Genomic DNA, 17754 nt, shown 5'->3' on the forward strand with positions numbered 1-17754 from the left:
AAGACGGACTGAACCCTTCCCCGCATCGCTAGCGGCACACGCGGTAGGTTGGCTTGAGCTTGCTCAGGACCTCGGGCGCGCCGCTCTCCGACACCACCAGGGTGTGGCCCAGCGACATGGCGAGGTTGTTGGGCGTATCGATCAGGATGGCGTGCAGGAACAGCACCATGCCGGGCTCGGCCAGCGTGCCGTTCTCGGCGAACAACAGGGGCGGCACGTCCATCCAGCTGGGTCGGAAGGTCGCTCCCAGCGAATAGCCGCAAGCCGCCATGCGCGCATGGCCGTAGCCGTGCCGGTCGAACACGCGGCGGTGGGCCTGGTCGATATCGCCCAACGGGTTGCCCGCCAGCGCGGCGGCCGTCATCGCGGTCAGCGCCTCCAGCGTGATGTCGAACATGCGCTCCTGCCGCGGATCGTGCTTTCCGATGGCAACCGTGCGCATCAGGCAGGCGCAATAGTGCCGGTAGCTGGCGGCGAACTCCAGCGTCAGTTGGTCTTCGTCGTCCAGGTGCCGATAGCCCGTGGCGGTGCGCACCAGCAAGGCGCGATCGCCGGATCCGAGCACCGGGCCGCCCGGAGGCGGATCGCCGCCACCCCGGAACTGCACCGCCGCCCCGGCCGCCGCGATATCGCCTTCGAACGCGCCCGGCCGCGCCGTCTCCAGCATGGCCAGCAGGGAATCGTCGGCCAGGCTCGCGGCTTCGCGCACGTAGCGCAGTTCCGCTTCCGATTTCACCACCCGCAAGGCGCGCACCAGATGCGAGGCGTCGACCAGCTTGCACCAGTCGGCCAGGCGGGCCTGCACGCGCGCATGGTTCTTGCCGACCAGGCCGAAGTTGTCGGTTTCCATGCCGACCCGCCTGCCGGCCAGCCCCAGTTCCTCCAGGATGGCCTTCAGGTCGATGCTGGGATCCGCGCCCTCGTTGTCGTACCAGATGCGGATGTCTTCGACGATGGAGGTGCGCTGGGCCTGCACCAGGTCGGGGCGGCGGGTCAGCAGGATGGGCGGCCGGTCGTCGGCGGTCAGGATCGTGCATTGGAAGAACACGTAGCCCGCCGTGTCGAACCCGGTCAGGTAGTAATGGCTTTCCTGGGCGAACAGCAGCAAGGCATCCAGGTTTTCCGCCTGCATGCGCTTGCGCGCTTCCCGTATGCGGTCGAAAAACGTCTCGCGCGGAAAATGTAGCGCCATTGTGAGGTCTCCGGAGGTAAGTCGTTGTGGAAGAAGACGGTTCGACGTCAACGGCGCCGCTGCAGGGCCCGCGCGGCCAGCGGCAGCGCCACCGACACGAGAATGAGCAGGGTGGAGATCGCCGCGATGGCCGGGTCCACTTCATCGCGCAGGGAATTGAACATGCGCTTGGTGAGCGTGGCGCTCGGGCCGCCGGCGATGAATAGCGCCACCACCACTTCGTCCAGCGAGGTGATGAAGGCCAGGATGGCCGCGGCCATCACCGAGAAGCGGATCTGCGGCAGCGTCACGTCGCGGAACGCCCGCAGCGGATGCGCCCCCAGGCTGCGCGCGGCCATCTCCTGGCTGAAGTCGAAGCTGGCCAAGGCGGCGCTGACGGTAATGAACACCAGCGGCAGGGCTAGGCAGGTATGCGCCAGGACCAGCCCGAGCAAGGTGTTGTTCAGCCCCAGGCGCGCATACAGCAGGAATACCCCTACCCCGCACAGGATGACCGGCAGGGCCAGCGGCAGCAGGAACACCAGCCGCAGCCAGCGCGCATGGCCCGCCGTCACGCGGGCCGCGGCGTAGGCGGCCGCCAGGCCGAGGGGCGTGGCCAGCGCCGTGGTGCCCACCGCCGCCCGCAGCGACACCCAGGTGGCCTCGCGCCACTCCAGGCTCTGGAAGTACTCCAGGTACCAGCGCAGCGACCAGGAAGCGGGCGGGAAGGTGAGGAAGCGCGAGTCCGAGAAGCTCATGGGGATCACCACCAGCGTGGGCGCCACCAGGAACAGCACGATGAGCGCGCAGAGGGGCGTCAGCCACCAGGGCGCGCGCGTATGGAACGAGTTCTGCATCGCCTTACCTCGCCAGGAGTTTTTCGAGGCCGAACAGGCGGCCCAGCAGCCAGATGAACAGCAGGGTCACGGCCAGCAGCACCACGCCCAGGGCGCTGGCGGCGCCCCAGTCGCCGTAGAGCGAGATGTTGCGTTCGATCTGCATGGACCACATGACCACCCGGCCGCCGCCCAGCACCGCCGGCGTGACGTAGAAGCCCAGGGACAACACGAAGACCAGCACCGAACCGGCGGCCAGCCCCGGCAGGGACAGGGGCAGGTAGACCTGGCGGAAAGCCTGCCCCGGCGTGGCGCCCAGGCTGGCCGCCGCCTGCATGTAGTCGGCGGCGATGGCGCGCATGCTGGCATAGAGCGGCAGCACCATGAAGGGCAGCATGATGTGGATCATCCCGATGGCGGTGCCGGTGAAGTTGTGGACCAGGCGCAGCGGCGCGTCGGTCAGGCCCAGGTCGGCCAGCCAGCCGTTGATGACCCCGCGCCGCTGCAGGAGAATCAGCCACGCGTAGGTGCGCACCAGAAGCGAAGTCCAGAACGGCAGCAATACGCAGAGCATCAGCAGCGCCGCCGCGCGCGCCGATACCCGCGCCATCAGATAGCACAGGGGATACGCCAGCAGCGCGCACACCGCCGTCACCAGCAGCGCGAGTTCGAAGGTCGTGCGGAAGCTGTAGAGGAAGGCGCCGTGCCACAGGCGCTCGTAATTCGCGAAGGTCAGTCCGTCCGGGCCGATGACGGACAGGGCCGACAGCCACAGGATGGGACCCAGCAGCACCACGGCCAGCAAGAGCAGCGCCGGCGCGGCCAGCAGCAGCAGGCGCCACTGGCCATGGCGCGCCCGCGCGGCGCGGGCAGCCTGGGCGCGCGGCAAGGTGGCGTCAGCGGCCATCGCGGGCCTCCTTGGGGATCAGCACGGTGTCTTCGACGTGCAGGGCCAGGGTCACTTTCTGGCCGGTCGCGATGCCCGACTCGCGGATCTGCGTGGGTCCCAGCCGCAGCGACACCTCCAGGCCGTCGTCCAGGCGCACGAAGAGGCGGGAGCTTTCGCCCTGGAAGACCGTATCCGCCACCACGCCGCTCAACAGATTGCAGGCCGGATCCGGCGCGGCGTCCGCCAACATCAGGTTTTCCGGACGCAACATCAGCCATGCCTCGTCGCCCGCCGGCGCATCCTGCCCCGCGGGCAGCGCCAGCGGCCGACCGGCCACCAGGTGCCGGCCGCCCTCGCGCCTGACCGGCAGGAAATGCGATTCGCCGATGAAATCCGCCACGAAGCGCGTGGCGGGCCGCTGGTAGATGCTGCGCGCGCCGGCTATCTGCTCGATGCGGCCGCGGTTCATCACCGCGACGCGGTCCGACATGGTCAGCGCTTCGCGCTGATCATGCGTGACGTACACGGTCGTGACGCCCAGGCGGTCGTGCAGCTGGCGGATCTCGCGCTGCATCTGCTCGCGCAATTGCTTGTCCAGCGCCGAGAGCGGCTCGTCCATGAGCAGGATCGCGGGCTCGAAGACGATCGCTCGCGCCAGCGCCACCCGCTGGCGCTGCCCGCCGGAAAGCTGGCTGACGCGCCGGTCGGCCACGTCCGGCAGGCGCACCAGTTCCAGCGCGCCGGCGACCCGCTCGCGGATCTCGGCCTTGGCGCATTTCCTGAGCCGCAAGGGATAGCCGATGTTCTCGCCCACGGTCATGTGCGGAAAGAGCGCGTAGCTCTGGAACACCATGCCGATGTCGCGCCGATGCGCGGGCTCGGACACCATGCTGCGGCCGCCGAACCGCAGGTCGCCGGCGTCGGGCTGCACGAAGCCGGCCAGCGCCATCAGCAGCGTGGTCTTGCCCGAGCCGGAAGGGCCCAGCAAGGTCAGGAACTCCCCGCTGCGCACCTCCAGGTCCACCTGGTCCAGCACTGTCTGCGCGCCATAGGCTTTGCACAGGCCCTCCGCCGCGATGGGCAGGCCTCGCTGTTTCGCATCCGTCATGGCCGTGTCCCCGCCTTCAGCGTTGCAGCATCAGATCGAAGCGCTTGGACATGGCGTCGTAGTTCTGCGCCCACCATTGCGTATCCAGCACCACGGCGCCCGCGCGGTTTTCCGGCGAGTTGGGCAGCCTGGCCGCCAGTTCCGGGCTGATGATGCCGGTTTCATAGGCCTTTTCGTTGGCCGGGGCATAGTTGATCAGCGTGGACAGGCGCGCCTGCGTTTCGGGCTTGACGAGATAAGCCAGCACTTTCATCGCGGCTTCCTTGTTCTTCGCCCCTTTGGGAATCGCCAGGCAGTCGTACAGCACGATCTGCTGGTTCCACGAGAAGCCCATCCTCGGGTCTTCGGTGATCAGGTCCTGGATGCGTCCGTTCCAGATCCCGGACATGTCGACTTCCCCGTGCTGCATCAGCTGCACGGATTCGGCGCCGGACCCCCACCATGCGCCCACGCTGGGTTTGAGTTCGGCCAGCTTGCGGAAGGCGCGATCGACGTCGGGCGGATAGATGTCCGAAGGCGCCACGCCGTCGGCCAGCAGCGCGGCCTCGATGTTGTAGAGCGGGGAACGCCTCAGGGAGCGCATGCCCGGGAATTCGCGCGTGTTCCAGAAGTCCTTCCAATTCTGGGGCGGCGCTCCCTTTAGGGCCTCCTTGTTCCAACTGATCACGACGCCGTACACCACGTCGGCGACCCAATAGTCCGACTTCATGTTGTCGGGAATGCCGGTCGTGTCGACGATGGCCGGGTCCAGCTTCTCCAGCAGGCCTTCCTTCTCCATCAAGGGGCAGGATTGGTTGCCCTGCTGCACGATGTCCCACGCGGGCTTGCCGGACGCGACCTGGGTGCGCACGTCGGCCAGGCCGGACGTGGTGTCTTCCCTGATGGTCACGCCCAGCGCTTTTTCGGCGGGCGTGAACCAGGCTTCCCGCTGCGCCTTCTGGAACGAGCCGCCCCAGGACGCCAGGGTGATGCTGCCGCCATCGGCCTGCGCGCCGGCGGCCGCGCAAGCCAGGATCATGCCGCCCAATACCTTCGCCTTCATTGTGTTCCCCTTGAATCATGAATCGAGTTGGATGCCCATCGGGTCAATTCATATCTAAAAAATTCATATATGCTTTGAACCAAACAATATAAGCACGGCTTGTTTTCATGAGGACTATAGGGCAGCGAATCCGAAAACAACTGATTGAAATTCAACACATGAATTTTTTGAGTGAATACCCATGATCTCCGAACGCGACACTCCCGAGCCGCCCCTGCGGGCGATACGCGCATTCGAAGCGTTCGCCCAGCACGGCTCCATCGCCGACGCCGCCGCCGAGCTGAACATCACGCCGTCTGCCGTCAGCCATCAGCTGCATCTGCTGGAAAGCTATATCCAGACGCCGCTCACGATGCGCAAGGGCCGTTCACTTTGTCTCACGGACGAAGGGCGCGATTACTACCGCTCGATCCACACGGCGTTCACCGTGTTGCGCAGCGCCACGCGCCAGGCGCAGGAACGCGCCACCCTGACCCAGGTCACCGTGGGCGTGACGGGCCTGCTGGGCACCGGCTGGCTGTTGCCGCGGCTGGGGCGCTTCATGCGGGAGCATCCGGACATCGGCATCAATGTGGTCTACGCCATGCACGGCACGTATCCGAGCGATTCGGCGGACCTGTCGATCCGTTTTGGCGCCGGCCGCTGGCCCGGCTGCCAGGCCACGCGCCTTCTGGCGGGCGCCGTGGTGCCGGTCTGCACGCCGGCCTTTGCCGGTCGCCATGGGCCGTTCAAGCATGCGCGGGACCTGGCGCGGGCGCCGCTGGTGCACGACGGCGACCGCGCGCGCTGGGCGGCCTGGTTCGCGCAGGCGGGCGTGCGGCCGGAACGGCTGAACGGTCCGCTGCTGGAGGATGCGCAGCTCACGCTGGGCGCCGTCCTGGCGGACCTCGGGGTGGGGCTGCTGCGCCTGGCGCTGATTGAAGGGGAACTTGCCGCCGGCCGCCTGACGCAGCCGTTCGAGCAGCGCCTCGACACGGGGCTGGATTACTACCTGTGCGTACGCGAGGAAGACCCGCCCACGGAAGCCGCCACCCGCCTGGCCGAATGGATACTGGCCGAAAGCACCGCTATTTCCGCTGTTCCGACCGCCAGGCGCGCGGAGCGACCCCGACATTCCGGGTGAAGCTGCGCGCGAAATGGCTCTGGTCGGAAAAGCCGCATTCGGCCGAGATATCGGCCAGGCTCAAGTCCGACTGCCTGAGCAGGCTCATGGCATGCTCCAGCCGCCGCTCGCGTATCCATGCGAAGGGCGTGGTGCCCATCGCGGCCTTGAAGGCCCGGGCGAAGGTCGCCCTCGACATGCCGCAATGCCGGGCGATGTCGGCCAGCGCGATGTTCTGCGCCAGGTGCGCCTCCACGTACTCCGCGGCCTTGGCCAGCTGGGGGCCGCTGAGTTTGCCGGCCGCCCTGCCGTCCGCGCCCCGCATGCCCGCCTGGCCGTAGCGGCGCAACAGATGCGCGACCATGGCCAGCGTCAGGTGTTCGATGAACGCCTCGTCGCCGGGCTCGCGGCGCATCAGGCTGGGCAGCAGCGCCTGGACCAGCAGCCGCATGGTCTCGTCCTCGGCGCCTTGCTGCAGGCGCAGCCCGGGGACCTTGCCGGCGTACAGTTCGCCGCCCAGCTCCTCCAGCACGTCATTGCGGATCTGCAGCCTCACGTTGTCGTAGTCCGACAGGTGCTGGCAGGCGTAGGCATGGGTCAGGTCGGTCAGGGCGATGCTGGCCCGGGAGTGGCCGCCGGCATGGATGAGCTTGCGATCCACCCAGAGTTTGTGCGATGCGAAATCCTGCATCTGGAAAATCACCGAGTACGCGCGGGCCTGCGGGATCGGCTGGACGCGCGCATCCTTGTGGTCGCCCACGTGCCGGAACCTCGCCGCCGCCAGCAGAGGCGTGCGCAGGGCCCCGATGCAGTAGGGAGGATGAATGACCGAAACGGCGGGCGGCTGTTGGGCAAGCGGCATGGTTCCCCTCCATCGGTTTGCGCTCCACTGCTGTGGAACTGTACGCTAGCCAATCCGTGTGACAAGTAGGCGGCGCGCGATTCATTGTCGCTTTCCGGTTGACGAAAGCGCGCCCGCGGCGCTGCTGCCCTGGGTAAAATGAGCGGCCCTTGACTCCAGCTGGCGCCATGCAATTCGACGACGTTCGCATCTTCGCCGCCGCGGTCGACGCCGGCAGCTTCACGGCTGCCGCCGAAAAGCTGCTGCTCTCCAAGCAGTTCGTCAGCCGCCGGATCGCGAGCCTGGAGGCGTCGCTTGGCGTGCAGCTGCTGGTGCGCAACACGCGCAAGCTCACCGTGACCGAATCGGGCAAGGAGTTCTATGCGCACGCCCAACGCATCCTGGAAGACATCGCCAGGGCGGAGCAGGCCATGGCGCGGCGCCGCACGGAGCTGCATGGCACGCTCAGGATCAGCACGCCCATGTCCTTCGGGCTGCGTCACCTGTCCCCGCTGATCTCCGAATTTCTCACCCGGCATCCCGCCCTGCAGCTCCAGGTCATCCTGAACGACCGCCACGTGGACCTCGTTGGCGAATCCTTCGACATGGCGCTGCGCATCGGCGAAATGCCCGATTCGACGCTGATCGCGAAACGGCTGGGCGAGCTGCGCATGGCGGTCTGTTGCAGCCCCTCCTACCGGCGGCAGCACGGCCTGCCCCAGACGCCGGCCGACCTGCCGCGCCACGACTGCCTGCTCTACGGCCGCGAGGCGAGGAACGGCTGGCCCTTTACCGTGGACGGCGAGCCGCGCATGATCGACGTGCGCGGGCCGCTGCTATCCAATAACGGGGAGATCGTGCGCGACGCCGCGATCGCCGGGCTGGGCATCGCGCTGCTGCCTCGCTTCATCGTGGGCGAGGCCTTGCGCAGCGGGGAGCTGGTCGCGGTGCTGGAGGGCCATGCGCCCAGGCCGCTGCCGGTCAGCGCCGTCTATCCGCAGCACCGCCAGCAATCGACGAACCTCTGCGCCTTCGTCGAGTTCCTGGAGGCCCGCTACGCGCGCATGATGGAAAGCCTGGAGGCCTAGGGCCTGCGCAAGGCTCGATTCAGGGGGAACAGGCCCTAGCGCCTGCCGGCGGCGCGCGCGGTCATGGCGCCCGCCGCCAATCCGCCGATCAGGCCCAGGTTCGCGAGAAACGCGTTCATGTCATGAAACCTGGCCTGCGGGTCCGGCAGGTTCCAGAACGCGTGGCCCATCACCGATGCCGCCAGGGTGAAGGCGGCCAGGGCGCCCGCGGCCAGCCAGGGCCAGGCGCCGGCCACCAGCAGGATCGAGCCGCCCAGTTGCACGACGATCACCAGCACCGCGTACAACAGCGGAGGATGCAGGCCGAAATGGTCGACTTCGGCCAGCGCGGACGGAAAGTCCAGCAGCTTGGCCACGCCGCTCCACCAGAACGGCAGGGTCAGGAGCAGCCGGGCCAGCCGGCCCGGCAACGGCGACGAAGGCCAGGCGGCCGCAACGGGCATCGTCATGGCGTCGCCCCTATACGGCCCAGCAGGCGCAGCCCAGCGCGCCCCAGAAGGAGGCCGCGTCGGACACCGGCATGTCGCGGCGCGCCGCCGCCAGGTGCTCGTGCCCGTGCACGCCGCAGGCGCTGGCGCACCCGCAGCGGGCCGCGACCGACGCCAGGTAGCCGTTCTGGCTTGCCGTCTTGCGCGAGAAATAGCCGCCGAACGTCCGGACCGGCGACCAGTCCGGCGCCGGCGGAGGCACGGCCGGCGCGTCCTTGGAGAAGCTGCCCGTCCCCCACACCACCTTGCCGCCGAGCAGCGTCAGGTCGCTTTCGATGGCGATGATTTCATCCTCGGGCACGGTGAAGTAGTCGCGGTCCAGCGCCGCCAAGTCGGCCAGCTGGCCCACGGCGATGCGGCCCTTCTTGCCTTCTTCGTTGGAGAACCAGGTATTGGCTTCGGTCCACAGGCGCAATGCGGTTTCGCGGCTTTGCCGCTGCGCGGCCGGGTACATGCGCAGGCCGCCCAGACTGCGGCCGGTGACCAGCCAGCTGAGCGACACCCAGGGGTTGTACGAGGCCACCCGCGTGGCATCGGTGCCGGCGCCCACCGGCACGCCGGCCGCGAGCATCCGGGAAATCGGCGGCGACTGCTCGGCTGCCGGCGCGCCGTAGCGCTCCACGAAATCCTCCGCCTGGTACATCATGCGATGCTGCACGGCGATGCCGCCGCCCAGCGCCGCGATGCGGTCGATGTTGCGCGGGCTGACCGTCTCGGCGTGGTCGAAGAACCAGTGCAGGCCCTCGAAAGGCTGGTCGGCGTTGACCTTCTCGAATACGTCCAGCGCGCGCGAGATGGTTTCGTCGTAGGTGGCATGCAGCCGCCAGGGCCAGCGCTGCGAGACCAGCTGGCGGATCACCGGCTCCAGGTCGGCCTCCATGTTGGGCGGCATCTCGGGCCGGGGCTGGCGGAAGTCCTCGAAGTCGGCGGCGGAATAGACCAGCATTTCGCCCGCGCCGTTGTGGCGGTACAGGTCGTCGCCCTGCCCGGGCCGCACCTGGCGGCCCCAGCTCTGGAAGTCCGCGAGTTCGTCCTTGGGCTTCTGCGTGAACAGGTTGTAGGCCAGCCGCAGCGTGAGCTGGCCGTCCGCATGCAGCTTCTCGATGATCTGGTAATCCTCGGGATAGTTCTGGAAGCCGCCGCCGGCATCGATCACGCTGGTCACGCCCAGCCGGTTCAGCTCCCGCATGAAATGGCGGGTGGAATTGAGCTGGATGTCCGGATCCAGCTTCGGCCCCTTGGCCAGGGTGGCGTACAGGATGGTCGCGTTGGGCTGCGCGATCAGCAGGCCGGTCGGATCGCCATTGGCGTCGCGCTGGATCTCTCCGCCCGGCGGGTTCGGCGTGTCGCGGGTATAGCCCACGGCGCGCAGCGCGGCGCGGTTCAGCAGCGCGCGGTCGTACAGGTGCAGGATGAACACCGGCGTGTCGGGCGCCGCCGCGTTGATCTCATCGAGGGTGGGCAGGCGCTTCTCGGCGAACTGGTGCCGGGTGAAGCCGCCCACGACCCGCACCCACTGCGGCGGCGGCGTGTTCTGCGCCTGGCGCTTCAGCATGGCCATGGCGTCGGCCAGGCTGGGCACGCCGTCCCAGCGCAGTTCCATGTTGTAGTTCAGGCCGCCGCGGATCACGTGGGTATGGCTGTCGATCAGCCCCGGAATGACGCGGCGCCCGCCCAGGTCGATGACCCGGGTGCCCGCGCCCGCCTGCGGCAGGATCTCGGCCGCGGTTCCCACCGCGGCGTAGCGGCCGTCCTTGACGGCCACGGCATCGGCCTGCGGGCGCGACGGATCCAGCGTGGTGAATTTGCCTCCGTGGAGGATCAGATCGGGTTCAGTCTTCATGCTTGCGCTCCTTCCCAGGGCCGCGGCGGGCGCGAGGCCCAGCGCGACCAGCGTTTTAACGGTGGTCCTGCGATTGCGATCGAATGACGGCACGATTCATCCCTTGCCCGGCCGGTCCGGCGCCAGGTAGTGCCGGACGATCGGGGGCTGTTCGCCCTGGTGGTAGCGCCGCACCGAGGCCTGCTGGTCCTGGTCCGACATGGTCACGCGGTCGTGCTGCCGCAGATGCTCCACCCAGGACGCCACCAGGAAATACTCGATGTAATGCGCGGGTTCCCCGGTGTGCTCGAAGATTCCCCAGGCATAGGCGCCGTCGCGCCGCCGCTGTTCGCCGACCTTGTCCATGGCCGCTAGGAAGGCGTCGCGCGACGCGGCGTCGACGTGGTATTCCACGGTAATCATGACCGGCCCGCGGTCATGGCTCACGTCCGCGCTCAGGACCGGCGCAGGCCAGTGCATCGACGGAGCGAGATCCAGCTGGGCGCCCAGTTGGAGTTTCCAGCGCCAGGTCAGGGGGATGGCCAGCAGCGCGCCGACCGCGGCCGCCAGCATGGCCTGGGGAATGCCGAACAGGCTTGCGGCCTGCCCCCACAGCAGGCTGCCCGCGCTCATCGAGCCGAAGAACACGGTGACGAAAATGGACAGGCCGCGCGCCCGCACCCAGTCCGGCAGCGCCGTCTGCGCGGACACGTTCAGCGAGGACAGCACGGCGATCCAGGAGGCGCCGGCCAGCAGGCTGGCCGCGATGGCCGCGGCCGGCACCCGCAGCAGCGCCACCACGGCCAGCGTGATCGCGATACCGCAGGTTCCCAGCATGACCACGCGGTCCGCGCCACAGGCCTTCCTGATCCGGGGCAGCAGGAACGCGCCCATCACCGCCCCCAGGCCGACGCTGCCCAGCATGATGCCGTACAGCTCCGCGCCGCCCTGCAAGACCGTGCGCACGACCAGCGGCAGCAGCGCCCAGTAGGCGCTCGCGAACACGAAAAACGCCACGGCGCGCACCAGCGTGGCCTTGAGGGCGCTGCTGTTGCGCGCATAGCGCAAGCCGGCCGCCATCGCGCCCCAGAGCTGCTCCGGCGGCAGGGTGCGGTTGCGGTCCGCGGGCGGTTTCCACCACAGCAGCGCCGCCGCCACGACGAGGAAACTCAGGGCATTGACGGCGAACGGCAGGGCCAGGCCCACCGCGGTAATCAGGAAGCCGGCCAGCGCGGGCCCGATGGCCCGGCTGATGTTCACGCCGACACTGTTGATGGCGATCGCCTGCTGCAGCGATTCACGCGGCACCAGGCTGGGCACGATGGCCTGCCAGGCGGGCGCGATCAGCGCCGTGCCGGTCCCCATCGCCAGGGTGAACAGCAGCAGCGCGACGGGCGTCGCGAGGCCGGCCCAGACCAGCCAGGCCAGGGCGGCCGCGACGACGCACAGGCCCACCTGCACCCCCAGCAGCAGCCGGCGCCTGTCGACGATGTCGGCCAGGGCGCCGGCGGGCAGCGACAGCAGGAATACCGGCAGGGAGGTGGCCGTCTGCACCATCGCGACCATCATCGGGGACGGAGACATCGACGTCATCAGCCAACCCGCGCCGACGTCGTGCATCCAGGTGCCGATGTTCGAGAGCACGGTCGCGACCCAGAGCACCGTGAAACTGCGGGAGGCGAACGGGGACGGGCCTTTCTCGTCCTGCGGGCGGGCGGTGGCTGCCTGGTTCATGTTTTGCTCGCTTTGGCATGCCGCGGCGCGCGCGGCGCCGGGGCCGCGCCGCGCATGCCGCGGCCGGGTTCAGGGATCAGGACCTGCCGGCGGCGACCGGCGCCAGGACTTCGTGCTTCGACGCCGTGCGTTCCGCCGCCTTGTGCACCATCGTATAGGCATAGTCCACGCCCATGCCATAGGCGCCGGAGTGTTCCCTGACGATATCCATGACCGCGTCGTAGGAATCGCGGCGCGCCCAGTCGCGCTGCCATTCCAGCATCACCTGCTGCCAGGTGACCGGCACGACGCCGGCCTGCACCATGCGCTGCATGGCGTAGTCGTGCGCTTCCTTGGAGGTGCCGCCCGACGCGTCGGCCACCATGTAGATTTCATAGCCGCCCTGGTCCATGGCTTCGAGCGCGAAGCTGTTGTTGCAGACCTCCGTCCACAGGCCGGCGACGACGACCTTCTTGCGCCCGGCGGCCTTCATCGCGTCGCGCACCTTCTGGTCGTCCCAGGAGTTCATCGAGGTGCGCTCCAGCAGCTTCTGGCCGGGGAACACGTCGAGCAGTTCGGGATACGTATGGCCGGAGAAGCTCTCGGTCTCGACCGTGGTGATGATCGCGGGGATGCCGAAGACCTTGGCGGCCTTGGCCAGGGCGACGGTGTTGTTCTTCAGGACCTGCCGGTCTATGGACTGCACGCCGAAAGCCATCTGCGGCTGATGGTCGATGAAGATGATCTGGCAATTGCCCGGAGTCAGCAGTTCGAGTTTCGGGTTGGACATGGAAGGCTCCTTGATCGAGCGGGTTGGGGCGAGGGTTCGCCGTGGATCTCGTTTGGGGGGGAATGCCCGCGGCGGCGGCCCTGCGGCCCTGCGGCCGTTCGCGGGCGCGGCGCGTCAGGCGGCGGGCGGCTTGCCGGCGCCGCCGTCCTTGTCCTCCGCGCGCGGAGGCAGTCCGGTGATTTTCGGGGCGCATTCACTGCTGAACCAGGACACGGATACCGGTTCCCGGTGAATGACGCGCTTTGCGATGGGGACGAGCTGCTCGCCGATCAGCATGCCGAGCAGGCCGACGAGGGCGATCGCCGGCGGCGCGGGCGACCGGACATTGATGAGCCCGTAGATCACGCCGACGAGCACGCCGGCGCCGAGGGATATCAGGTACATAGCGGGCTCCGAACCATGAGTTGCATGGGTCGGTACTTTCCCGCAGTTCGCGGCACGGCGCTAGAACGGCCGTATCGCGGAATTTGTATTTGCGTCTCGCCGCCGCCCGCTCAGGTCTTGACCATGGAGCGCGGCAGGTTGATCAGGAAGTCGGCCAGGCCCTTGGCCCCCTGGGCCAGGCTGATGTGGCGCATCATCATCTGGTGGGCGCGCTCGGGATCGTGGGCCAGGATCGCTTCCAGCAGTTCGCCGTGCTGCTCGTAAGAGGCGCGCACCCGCCCCACCGCGCTGAAGGCGTGCCGCAGGTAGGCGCCCGTGCGCGCGCGCAGGCTCAGGAGCTCCTGCCTGAGGTAGGGGTTGCGACATCCGTGGTAGAGCACTTCGTGGAACGCATGGTTGGCCTCGCGCCACCCTTCCGCGTCGTCGGCGTCCACCAGCCCCGCCGCGTCGCGATGGATGCGGGCCAGTTCCTGGCGCTCCTCGTCGGACATGCGCTGACAGGCCATCCGCGTGCACACCCCCTCCATCTCGGCCATCAGCTCCCAGATCGCCAGCAGCTCCTGCACGTCCATCCGCGCCACCTCCATGCCGTTGCGGGGCTGGCTTTCCAGCATGCCCTGCACTTTCAGCTGGATGAGCGCTTCGCGCACCGGGGTGCGCGATACGCCGAAGCGCGCGGCGAGCTCCTGCTCGTCTATCGGGTCGCCGGGTTTCAAGACGCCGGCGCGGATGTCGTCCTCGACGGCCAGGCGGATGCGTTCACTGACTTTCATGGTTTCCACGTATAAAAATTGTGTTGCTGTAAATTATCCCTTGTTCTATAAATATATTTATAAACGTTCAAATAATACAAGCAAGGGGTAGGAATGGGCATTCCTGACAAAGCCGAGCAGGCGCCGGATCCGCGGGCCGATTTGCCGCCCTGGGTCCTGGGCGTGCGCGAGCTGCTCGCGCGGCAAGGCATCCCGGCAACCGAGGCCCAGGTCCGCGGCGCGGCCAAGACCCTCGCCCGGCTCGCGCCCCCGCTCCGCCGGCAGGAGGCGCCGCGATGACGCCGGCCGGACTGCCCGAGGGGATCGCGGCCCTGCGCGGCGCCCTGCTGCGCGGCGATATCGGCCTGCAGGACGCCCTGGCGCGGCAGCACGCGGCCTTCGTCGCGGATCCGCTGCACAGCGCGACCGCGGTGTTCGACCCGCCCGCGTCCCTGCCCGGGCTCGCGCTGCCCCTGGCCGGCGTGGGCCTGGCCCACAAGGACATCTTCATGCTGCGCGGCCGCGCTCCCGGCCGCGGCACGGATCCCGCCCTGAATGCCGGCCCGCCGTCCGCGGCCGCGGCAACGCTGATCCGCCGGCTGGACGCCGCCGGCAGCCAGCCGCTGGCCGCGCTGGCCATGGCCGAACACGCTTGCGGCGCGACCGGGGAAAATCCGCACTACCCCCTGCCCCGCAATCCGGTCGACGCGCAGGCGACGGTGGGCGGGTCCTCCAGCGGATCGGCGGTCGCCGTGGCCGCGGGCCTGTGCTACGGCTCGCTGGGCACCGACACCGCCGGCTCCGTGCGCATTCCCGCCGCCACCTGCGGCATCCTGGGGCTCAAACCCACGCGCGGGCTGTTGCCCACTCAGGGCATCGCGCCGCTCGCCCCCAGCCTGGACACGGCCGGCATCCTCGCCCGCGACGCGGCCGACGCCGCCCTCATCCTCGAAAACCTGGTCGCTCCCGCGCAGGCGCGGCGCCTCTTTCCACAGGGCGCCCAGGCCTGGGCCGACGCGCCCGACGCAACCGCCTGGCGCGTCGCCACCTGCTGGGAGCATCCCAACCCGGCCGTCACGTTGTCTTCGGAGGTCGGCCACGCGCTGCAGGGCCTGGTGGACGCGTTGCCGGCGGGCACGGCGCGCAAGCCGGTCGCGCTGGACGGCCTGCCGACCTGGACCCGGCTCGCCGATACCCTGCTGCATGCCGAAGCGGCGTCCATCCACTCGGCCGCCCTGCGCGAAGACGCCCCCGCCCTGACGCCGCTGACCCGCACGGTGGCGCTGGCGGGCGCGGCGCTGCCCGCCGTCTGGTACCTGGACGCGTTGCGCCAGCGCGGCGCGCATGCCCGGCGGTTCGTCGCCCAGGCGCTGCGCGGGGTGGACCTGCTGCTGACGCCGGCCCTGCCGCGCGGCGTGCCCGACTGGCGGCAGGTACTGACCGGCACCGACACGTTCGAGCCGCGCCAATTGCTGGATATGTTCAGCTGGATGGCCTTCGTCAATTACCTGGGCCTGCCCGCCATCGTGTTCCCCATCGGCCTGGACAGCCGCAAGCGGCCCATCAGCATCCAGGCGATCGCCCGCCCCGGCCACGAAGCCCGGCTGCTCGCGTTCGCCCGCCACGTGGAGCGGGCGCGTCCGCGCGCCGCTTCTTTCCTTCCCTCACCTCTCTGAAGCCGAGACCATGCCACAACTCTCCGCCTCGCCAGCCCTGCGGCGCTTCCGCGTGCTAGACCTCTCCCGCGTGCGGGCGGGCCCCACCTGCGTGCGCATGCTGGCCGACTTCGGCGCGGACGTGATCCGGATAGAGCCGCCGCCGGGCGTCGATCCCAACGAAGCCATGTTCGCCGCCGACCGCTGGAGCGGGGACTTCCAGAACCTGAACCGCAATAAGCGCTCGCTGACCCTCAACCTCAAGACGCCCGAAGGCCTGGACGTGTTCAAGCGCCTCGCGGCCGAGGCCGACGTGGTGGTCGAGAACTGGCGCCCCGACGTCAAGCGGCGACTGGGCCTGGATTACGAGTCGCTGCGCCGGCTCAACCCCAGGCTGATCCTCGCCAGCATCTCCGGCTTCGGCCAGACCGGCCCCTACGCGGGCCGGCCGGGCTTCGACCAGATCATCCAGGGCATGGGCGGGCTGATGTCGGTCACCGGCCTGCCCGGCCAGGGGCCGGTGCGCGCCGGCCTGGCGGTCGCCGACTCCAGCACGGGCCTGTATGCCGCCCTCGGCATCCTGACGGCGCTGCTGGAACGCGAACAATCCGGCGAGGGGCAGTGGGTCCACGCCTCGCTGCTGCATTCCCAGATCGCCATGATGGACTTCCAGGCGGCGCGCTACCTGAACGACGGCGACGTCCCGCGCCAGGAAGGCAACGACCACCCGACCAGCAGCCCGATGGGCCTGTTCCAGGCCAAGGACGGGATGTTCAACCTGGGCGCCGCGGGCGAAGGCAACTGGAAACGCTTTTGCGCCGCACTCGAACGCCACGACTGGGAGTCGGATCCGGAATTCGCCACCGAGAAGCTGCGCGTGGCCAACCGCCAGCGCCTGAACCGCGAGATCCAGGCCATGTTCCTCAATGCGGACGTGGACCATTGGGTGACGCTGCTGAACGAGGCCGGCGTGCCGGCCGGCCCGGTCTATTCCGTGCCGCAGATGTTCGAGGACCCGCAGGTTCGGCACCTGCAGACGGCGCGGACCTGCCCGGCCTGGCAAGGCGGCGAGCGCACGCTGATCACGCAGCCGGTCACGCTCGCCCGCACGCCGGCCGAGATCGCGCGCACCGCGCCCGGCTGGGGCGAACATACCGAGGAAATCCTGCTGGAAGCCGGCTACGCTGACGCGGATATCGAACGGCTGCGCGACGCCCGCGCCATCTGATGCAACTGCCCACGCGGAGATTCCCATGACCCCAGCATCCTCACCCGCCCCCGGCCGCCTGGACGTCGCCCTGGAAGGCAACGTCGTGCGCGTCCGCATCGTCAACCCGGCGCGCTACAACGCCATGTCCCTGGCGATGTGGGAAGAACTGGCGCGCGTCCTGCGGGAAGCCGGCAACCGCGACGACGCGCGCGCCATTGTGCTGGCGGGCGACGGCGACCGCGCCTTCGTGTCCGGCGCCGACATTTCCGAATTCGGCGCCCAGCGCAAGGATCCCGCCCAGATCGCCCGCTACGACGCCGCGGTGGCCGGCGCCATGCGCGCCTTGAGCGCCTGCCCGTTGCCCGTGATCGCGGCGATACGCGGCATCTGCATGGGCGGCGGCATGGCGCTCGCGCTGGCCTGCGACCTGCGCTACTGCAGCCAGGGTTCGCGCTTCCGGATGCCGGCGGGACGCTTGGGGCTGGGCTATGCGATGGAAGGCCTCAAGCGCATGCGCGACATACTGGGCGCGGCGCGCACCGCCGACCTGTTCATGACCGCGAGAACCTTGGACGGCATCGAAGCCGCGCGCATCGGCCTGGTGCACGAGGTCTACGCCGAAGAGGAATTCGACCAGGCCGTGGCCAGGCGCATCGGGGAAGTGGCGGGCAACGCCCCGCTGACCCTGCGCGCCGCCAAGATGGCCCTGCGGCACCTGGCGGGCGAGCCGTCCGCCCCGACCGCCGAGGCCGTCGACGAAGCCGTCCGAGCCTGCTTTCTCAGCCAGGACTACCAGGAAGGGCAGTTGGCGTTCCGCGAGAAGCGGCCGCCCGTGTTCACCGGAAGCTGAGCGCAATCCGGCT

Annotated in this window: 18 protein-coding genes; 6 read left to right on the plus strand and 12 right to left on the minus strand. The window is 69.0% G+C overall.

All coding sequences use genetic code 11. The features are described from left to right. Positions 1 to 28 precede the first annotated feature (28 nt). From ADE01S_RS01210 to ADE01S_RS01230, 5 genes are read right to left on the minus strand one after another with little or no spacing between them, the layout of a single operon-like run. The gene (locus ADE01S_RS01210; protein ID WP_062679632.1) at positions 29 to 1192 is read right to left on the minus strand and encodes a M24 family metallopeptidase; all 1164 of its coding nucleotides are present in this window, start codon (positions 1190 to 1192) and stop codon (positions 29 to 31) included. Positions 1193 to 1239: 47 nt separating this feature from the next. Continuing rightward, positions 1240 to 2028, minus strand: a complete 789-nt coding sequence (locus ADE01S_RS01215; RefSeq protein WP_062679633.1) for an ABC transporter permease — start codon at positions 2026 to 2028, stop codon at positions 1240 to 1242. A 4-nt stretch (positions 2029 to 2032) separates the two neighbouring features. Then, positions 2033 to 2914, minus strand: coding sequence for an ABC transporter permease (locus ADE01S_RS01220; RefSeq protein WP_062679634.1), 882 nt, complete (start codon positions 2912 to 2914; stop codon positions 2033 to 2035). Continuing rightward, positions 2904 to 4004, minus strand: coding sequence for an ABC transporter ATP-binding protein (locus tag ADE01S_RS01225; RefSeq protein WP_062679635.1), 1101 nt, complete (start codon positions 4002 to 4004; stop codon positions 2904 to 2906). Before ADE01S_RS01225 ends, ADE01S_RS01220 begins: the two co-directional genes overlap by 11 nt. A gap of 16 nt (positions 4005 to 4020) precedes the next feature. Beyond that, on the minus strand, positions 4021 to 5046 hold the full coding sequence (locus tag ADE01S_RS01230; protein ID WP_062679636.1) for an ABC transporter substrate-binding protein: 1026 nt from the start codon (positions 5044 to 5046) through the stop codon (positions 4021 to 4023). Positions 5047 to 5227: 181 nt separating this feature from the next. On the opposite strand from ADE01S_RS01230, the gene ADE01S_RS01235 reads away from it, so the two are divergent. Next, positions 5228 to 6169, plus strand: a complete 942-nt coding sequence (locus ADE01S_RS01235; protein ID WP_075873284.1) for a LysR substrate-binding domain-containing protein — start codon at positions 5228 to 5230, stop codon at positions 6167 to 6169. On the opposite strand, the gene ADE01S_RS01240 is transcribed toward ADE01S_RS01235, so the two are convergent. Further along, positions 6114 to 7010 (minus strand): helix-turn-helix domain-containing protein, encoded by an 897-nt coding sequence (locus tag ADE01S_RS01240; protein WP_062679637.1) that lies wholly within the window; start codon positions 7008 to 7010, stop codon positions 6114 to 6116. The two genes, ADE01S_RS01235 and ADE01S_RS01240, sit on opposite strands and share 56 nt — an antisense overlap. Before the next feature lie 167 nt (positions 7011 to 7177). On the opposite strand from ADE01S_RS01240, the gene ADE01S_RS01245 reads away from it, so the two are divergent. Further along, positions 7178 to 8077: a LysR family transcriptional regulator gene (locus tag ADE01S_RS01245; protein WP_062679638.1), complete on the plus strand. Its 900-nt coding sequence runs from the start codon at positions 7178 to 7180 to the stop codon at positions 8075 to 8077. 35 nt (positions 8078 to 8112) lie between these two features. Here ADE01S_RS01245 and ADE01S_RS01250 read toward each other — a convergent pair whose 3' ends face one another. From ADE01S_RS01250 to ADE01S_RS01275, 6 genes are all read right to left on the minus strand, one after another. Further along, positions 8113 to 8526: a DoxX family protein gene (locus ADE01S_RS01250; protein ID WP_062679639.1), complete on the minus strand. Its 414-nt coding sequence runs from the start codon at positions 8524 to 8526 to the stop codon at positions 8113 to 8115. 10 nt (positions 8527 to 8536) lie between these two features. Beyond that, positions 8537 to 10408 carry an amidohydrolase gene (locus tag ADE01S_RS01255; protein WP_062679640.1) on the minus strand — a complete coding sequence of 624 codons (1872 nt, stop codon included), beginning with the start codon at positions 10406 to 10408 and terminating at the stop codon, positions 8537 to 8539. A gap of 96 nt (positions 10409 to 10504) precedes the next feature. Further along, complete coding sequence (locus ADE01S_RS01260) at positions 10505 to 12121, minus strand: MFS transporter (RefSeq protein WP_062679641.1); 1617 nt, start codon at positions 12119 to 12121, stop codon at positions 10505 to 10507. Positions 12122 to 12197: 76 nt separating this feature from the next. Continuing rightward, the gene (locus tag ADE01S_RS01265) at positions 12198 to 12890 is read right to left on the minus strand and encodes a hydrolase (RefSeq protein WP_062679642.1); all 693 of its coding nucleotides are present in this window, start codon (positions 12888 to 12890) and stop codon (positions 12198 to 12200) included. A gap of 114 nt (positions 12891 to 13004) precedes the next feature. Further along, on the minus strand, positions 13005 to 13274 hold the full coding sequence (locus tag ADE01S_RS01270) for a XapX domain-containing protein (RefSeq protein ID WP_062679643.1): 270 nt from the start codon (positions 13272 to 13274) through the stop codon (positions 13005 to 13007). Between the two features lie 110 nt (positions 13275 to 13384). After that, entirely contained in the window at positions 13385 to 14047 is a 663-nt protein-coding gene (locus ADE01S_RS01275) for a GntR family transcriptional regulator (protein WP_062679644.1), read from the minus strand. Positions 14048 to 14140: 93 nt separating this feature from the next. On the opposite strand from ADE01S_RS01275, the gene ADE01S_RS01280 reads away from it, so the two are divergent. Genes ADE01S_RS01280 through ADE01S_RS01295 form a run of 4 tightly spaced genes read left to right on the plus strand, consistent with a single transcriptional unit; the run spans position 14141 to position 17741 of the window. Then, positions 14141 to 14326: a hypothetical protein gene (locus tag ADE01S_RS01280; RefSeq protein WP_062679645.1), complete on the plus strand. Its 186-nt coding sequence runs from the start codon at positions 14141 to 14143 to the stop codon at positions 14324 to 14326. After that, the gene (locus ADE01S_RS01285) at positions 14323 to 15702 is read left to right on the plus strand and encodes an amidase (protein ID WP_062679646.1); all 1380 of its coding nucleotides are present in this window, start codon (positions 14323 to 14325) and stop codon (positions 15700 to 15702) included. Before ADE01S_RS01280 ends, ADE01S_RS01285 begins: the two co-directional genes overlap by 4 nt. Positions 15703 to 15712: 10 nt before the next feature. Then, positions 15713 to 16909 (plus strand): CaiB/BaiF CoA transferase family protein, encoded by a 1197-nt coding sequence (locus tag ADE01S_RS01290; RefSeq protein WP_062679647.1) that lies wholly within the window; start codon positions 15713 to 15715, stop codon positions 16907 to 16909. Between the two features lie 25 nt (positions 16910 to 16934). Beyond that, positions 16935 to 17741 carry an enoyl-CoA hydratase gene (locus ADE01S_RS01295; RefSeq protein WP_062679648.1) on the plus strand — a complete coding sequence of 269 codons (807 nt, stop codon included), beginning with the start codon at positions 16935 to 16937 and terminating at the stop codon, positions 17739 to 17741. Positions 17742 to 17754 lie beyond the last annotated feature (13 nt).

The sequence above is a fragment of the Achromobacter denitrificans NBRC 15125 genome (genome assembly GCF_001571365.1).
GTDB classification, from domain to species: domain Bacteria; phylum Pseudomonadota; class Gammaproteobacteria; order Burkholderiales; family Burkholderiaceae_B; genus Achromobacter; species Achromobacter denitrificans.

What these genes read in the sequence shown, in the direction of transcription:
- ADE01S_RS01220 (WP_062679634.1), bottom strand. Translation starts at nt 2,914, where the DNA reads ATGGCCGCTGACGCCACCTTGCCGCGCGCCCAGGCTGCCCGCGCCGCG.
- ADE01S_RS01230 (WP_062679636.1), bottom strand. Translation starts at nt 5,046, where the DNA reads ATGAAGGCGAAGGTATTGGGCGGCATGATCCTGGCTTGCGCGGCCGCC.
- ADE01S_RS01235 (WP_075873284.1), top strand. Translation starts at nt 5,228, where the DNA reads ATGATCTCCGAACGCGACACTCCCGAGCCGCCCCTGCGGGCGATACGC.
- ADE01S_RS01240 (WP_062679637.1), bottom strand. Translation starts at nt 7,010, where the DNA reads ATGCCGCTTGCCCAACAGCCGCCCGCCGTTTCGGTCATTCATCCTCCC.
- ADE01S_RS01265 (WP_062679642.1), bottom strand. Translation starts at nt 12,890, where the DNA reads ATGTCCAACCCGAAACTCGAACTGCTGACTCCGGGCAATTGCCAGATC.
- ADE01S_RS01285 (WP_062679646.1), top strand. Translation starts at nt 14,323, where the DNA reads ATGACGCCGGCCGGACTGCCCGAGGGGATCGCGGCCCTGCGCGGCGCC.
- ADE01S_RS01215 (WP_062679633.1), bottom strand. Translation starts at nt 2,028, where the DNA reads ATGCAGAACTCGTTCCATACGCGCGCGCCCTGGTGGCTGACGCCCCTC.
- ADE01S_RS01260 (WP_062679641.1), bottom strand. Translation starts at nt 12,121, where the DNA reads ATGAACCAGGCAGCCACCGCCCGCCCGCAGGACGAGAAAGGCCCGTCC.
- ADE01S_RS01280 (WP_062679645.1), top strand. Translation starts at nt 14,141, where the DNA reads ATGGGCATTCCTGACAAAGCCGAGCAGGCGCCGGATCCGCGGGCCGAT.
- ADE01S_RS01250 (WP_062679639.1), bottom strand. Translation starts at nt 8,526, where the DNA reads ATGACGATGCCCGTTGCGGCCGCCTGGCCTTCGTCGCCGTTGCCGGGC.
- ADE01S_RS01295 (WP_062679648.1), top strand. Translation starts at nt 16,935, where the DNA reads ATGACCCCAGCATCCTCACCCGCCCCCGGCCGCCTGGACGTCGCCCTG.
- ADE01S_RS01245 (WP_062679638.1), top strand. Translation starts at nt 7,178, where the DNA reads ATGCAATTCGACGACGTTCGCATCTTCGCCGCCGCGGTCGACGCCGGC.
- ADE01S_RS01225 (WP_062679635.1), bottom strand. Translation starts at nt 4,004, where the DNA reads ATGACGGATGCGAAACAGCGAGGCCTGCCCATCGCGGCGGAGGGCCTG.
- ADE01S_RS01290 (WP_062679647.1), top strand. Translation starts at nt 15,713, where the DNA reads ATGCCACAACTCTCCGCCTCGCCAGCCCTGCGGCGCTTCCGCGTGCTA.
- ADE01S_RS01270 (WP_062679643.1), bottom strand. Translation starts at nt 13,274, where the DNA reads ATGTACCTGATATCCCTCGGCGCCGGCGTGCTCGTCGGCGTGATCTAC.
- ADE01S_RS01275 (WP_062679644.1), bottom strand. Translation starts at nt 14,047, where the DNA reads ATGAAAGTCAGTGAACGCATCCGCCTGGCCGTCGAGGACGACATCCGC.
- ADE01S_RS01255 (WP_062679640.1), bottom strand. Translation starts at nt 10,408, where the DNA reads ATGAAGACTGAACCCGATCTGATCCTCCACGGAGGCAAATTCACCACG.
- ADE01S_RS01210 (WP_062679632.1), bottom strand. Translation starts at nt 1,192, where the DNA reads ATGGCGCTACATTTTCCGCGCGAGACGTTTTTCGACCGCATACGGGAA.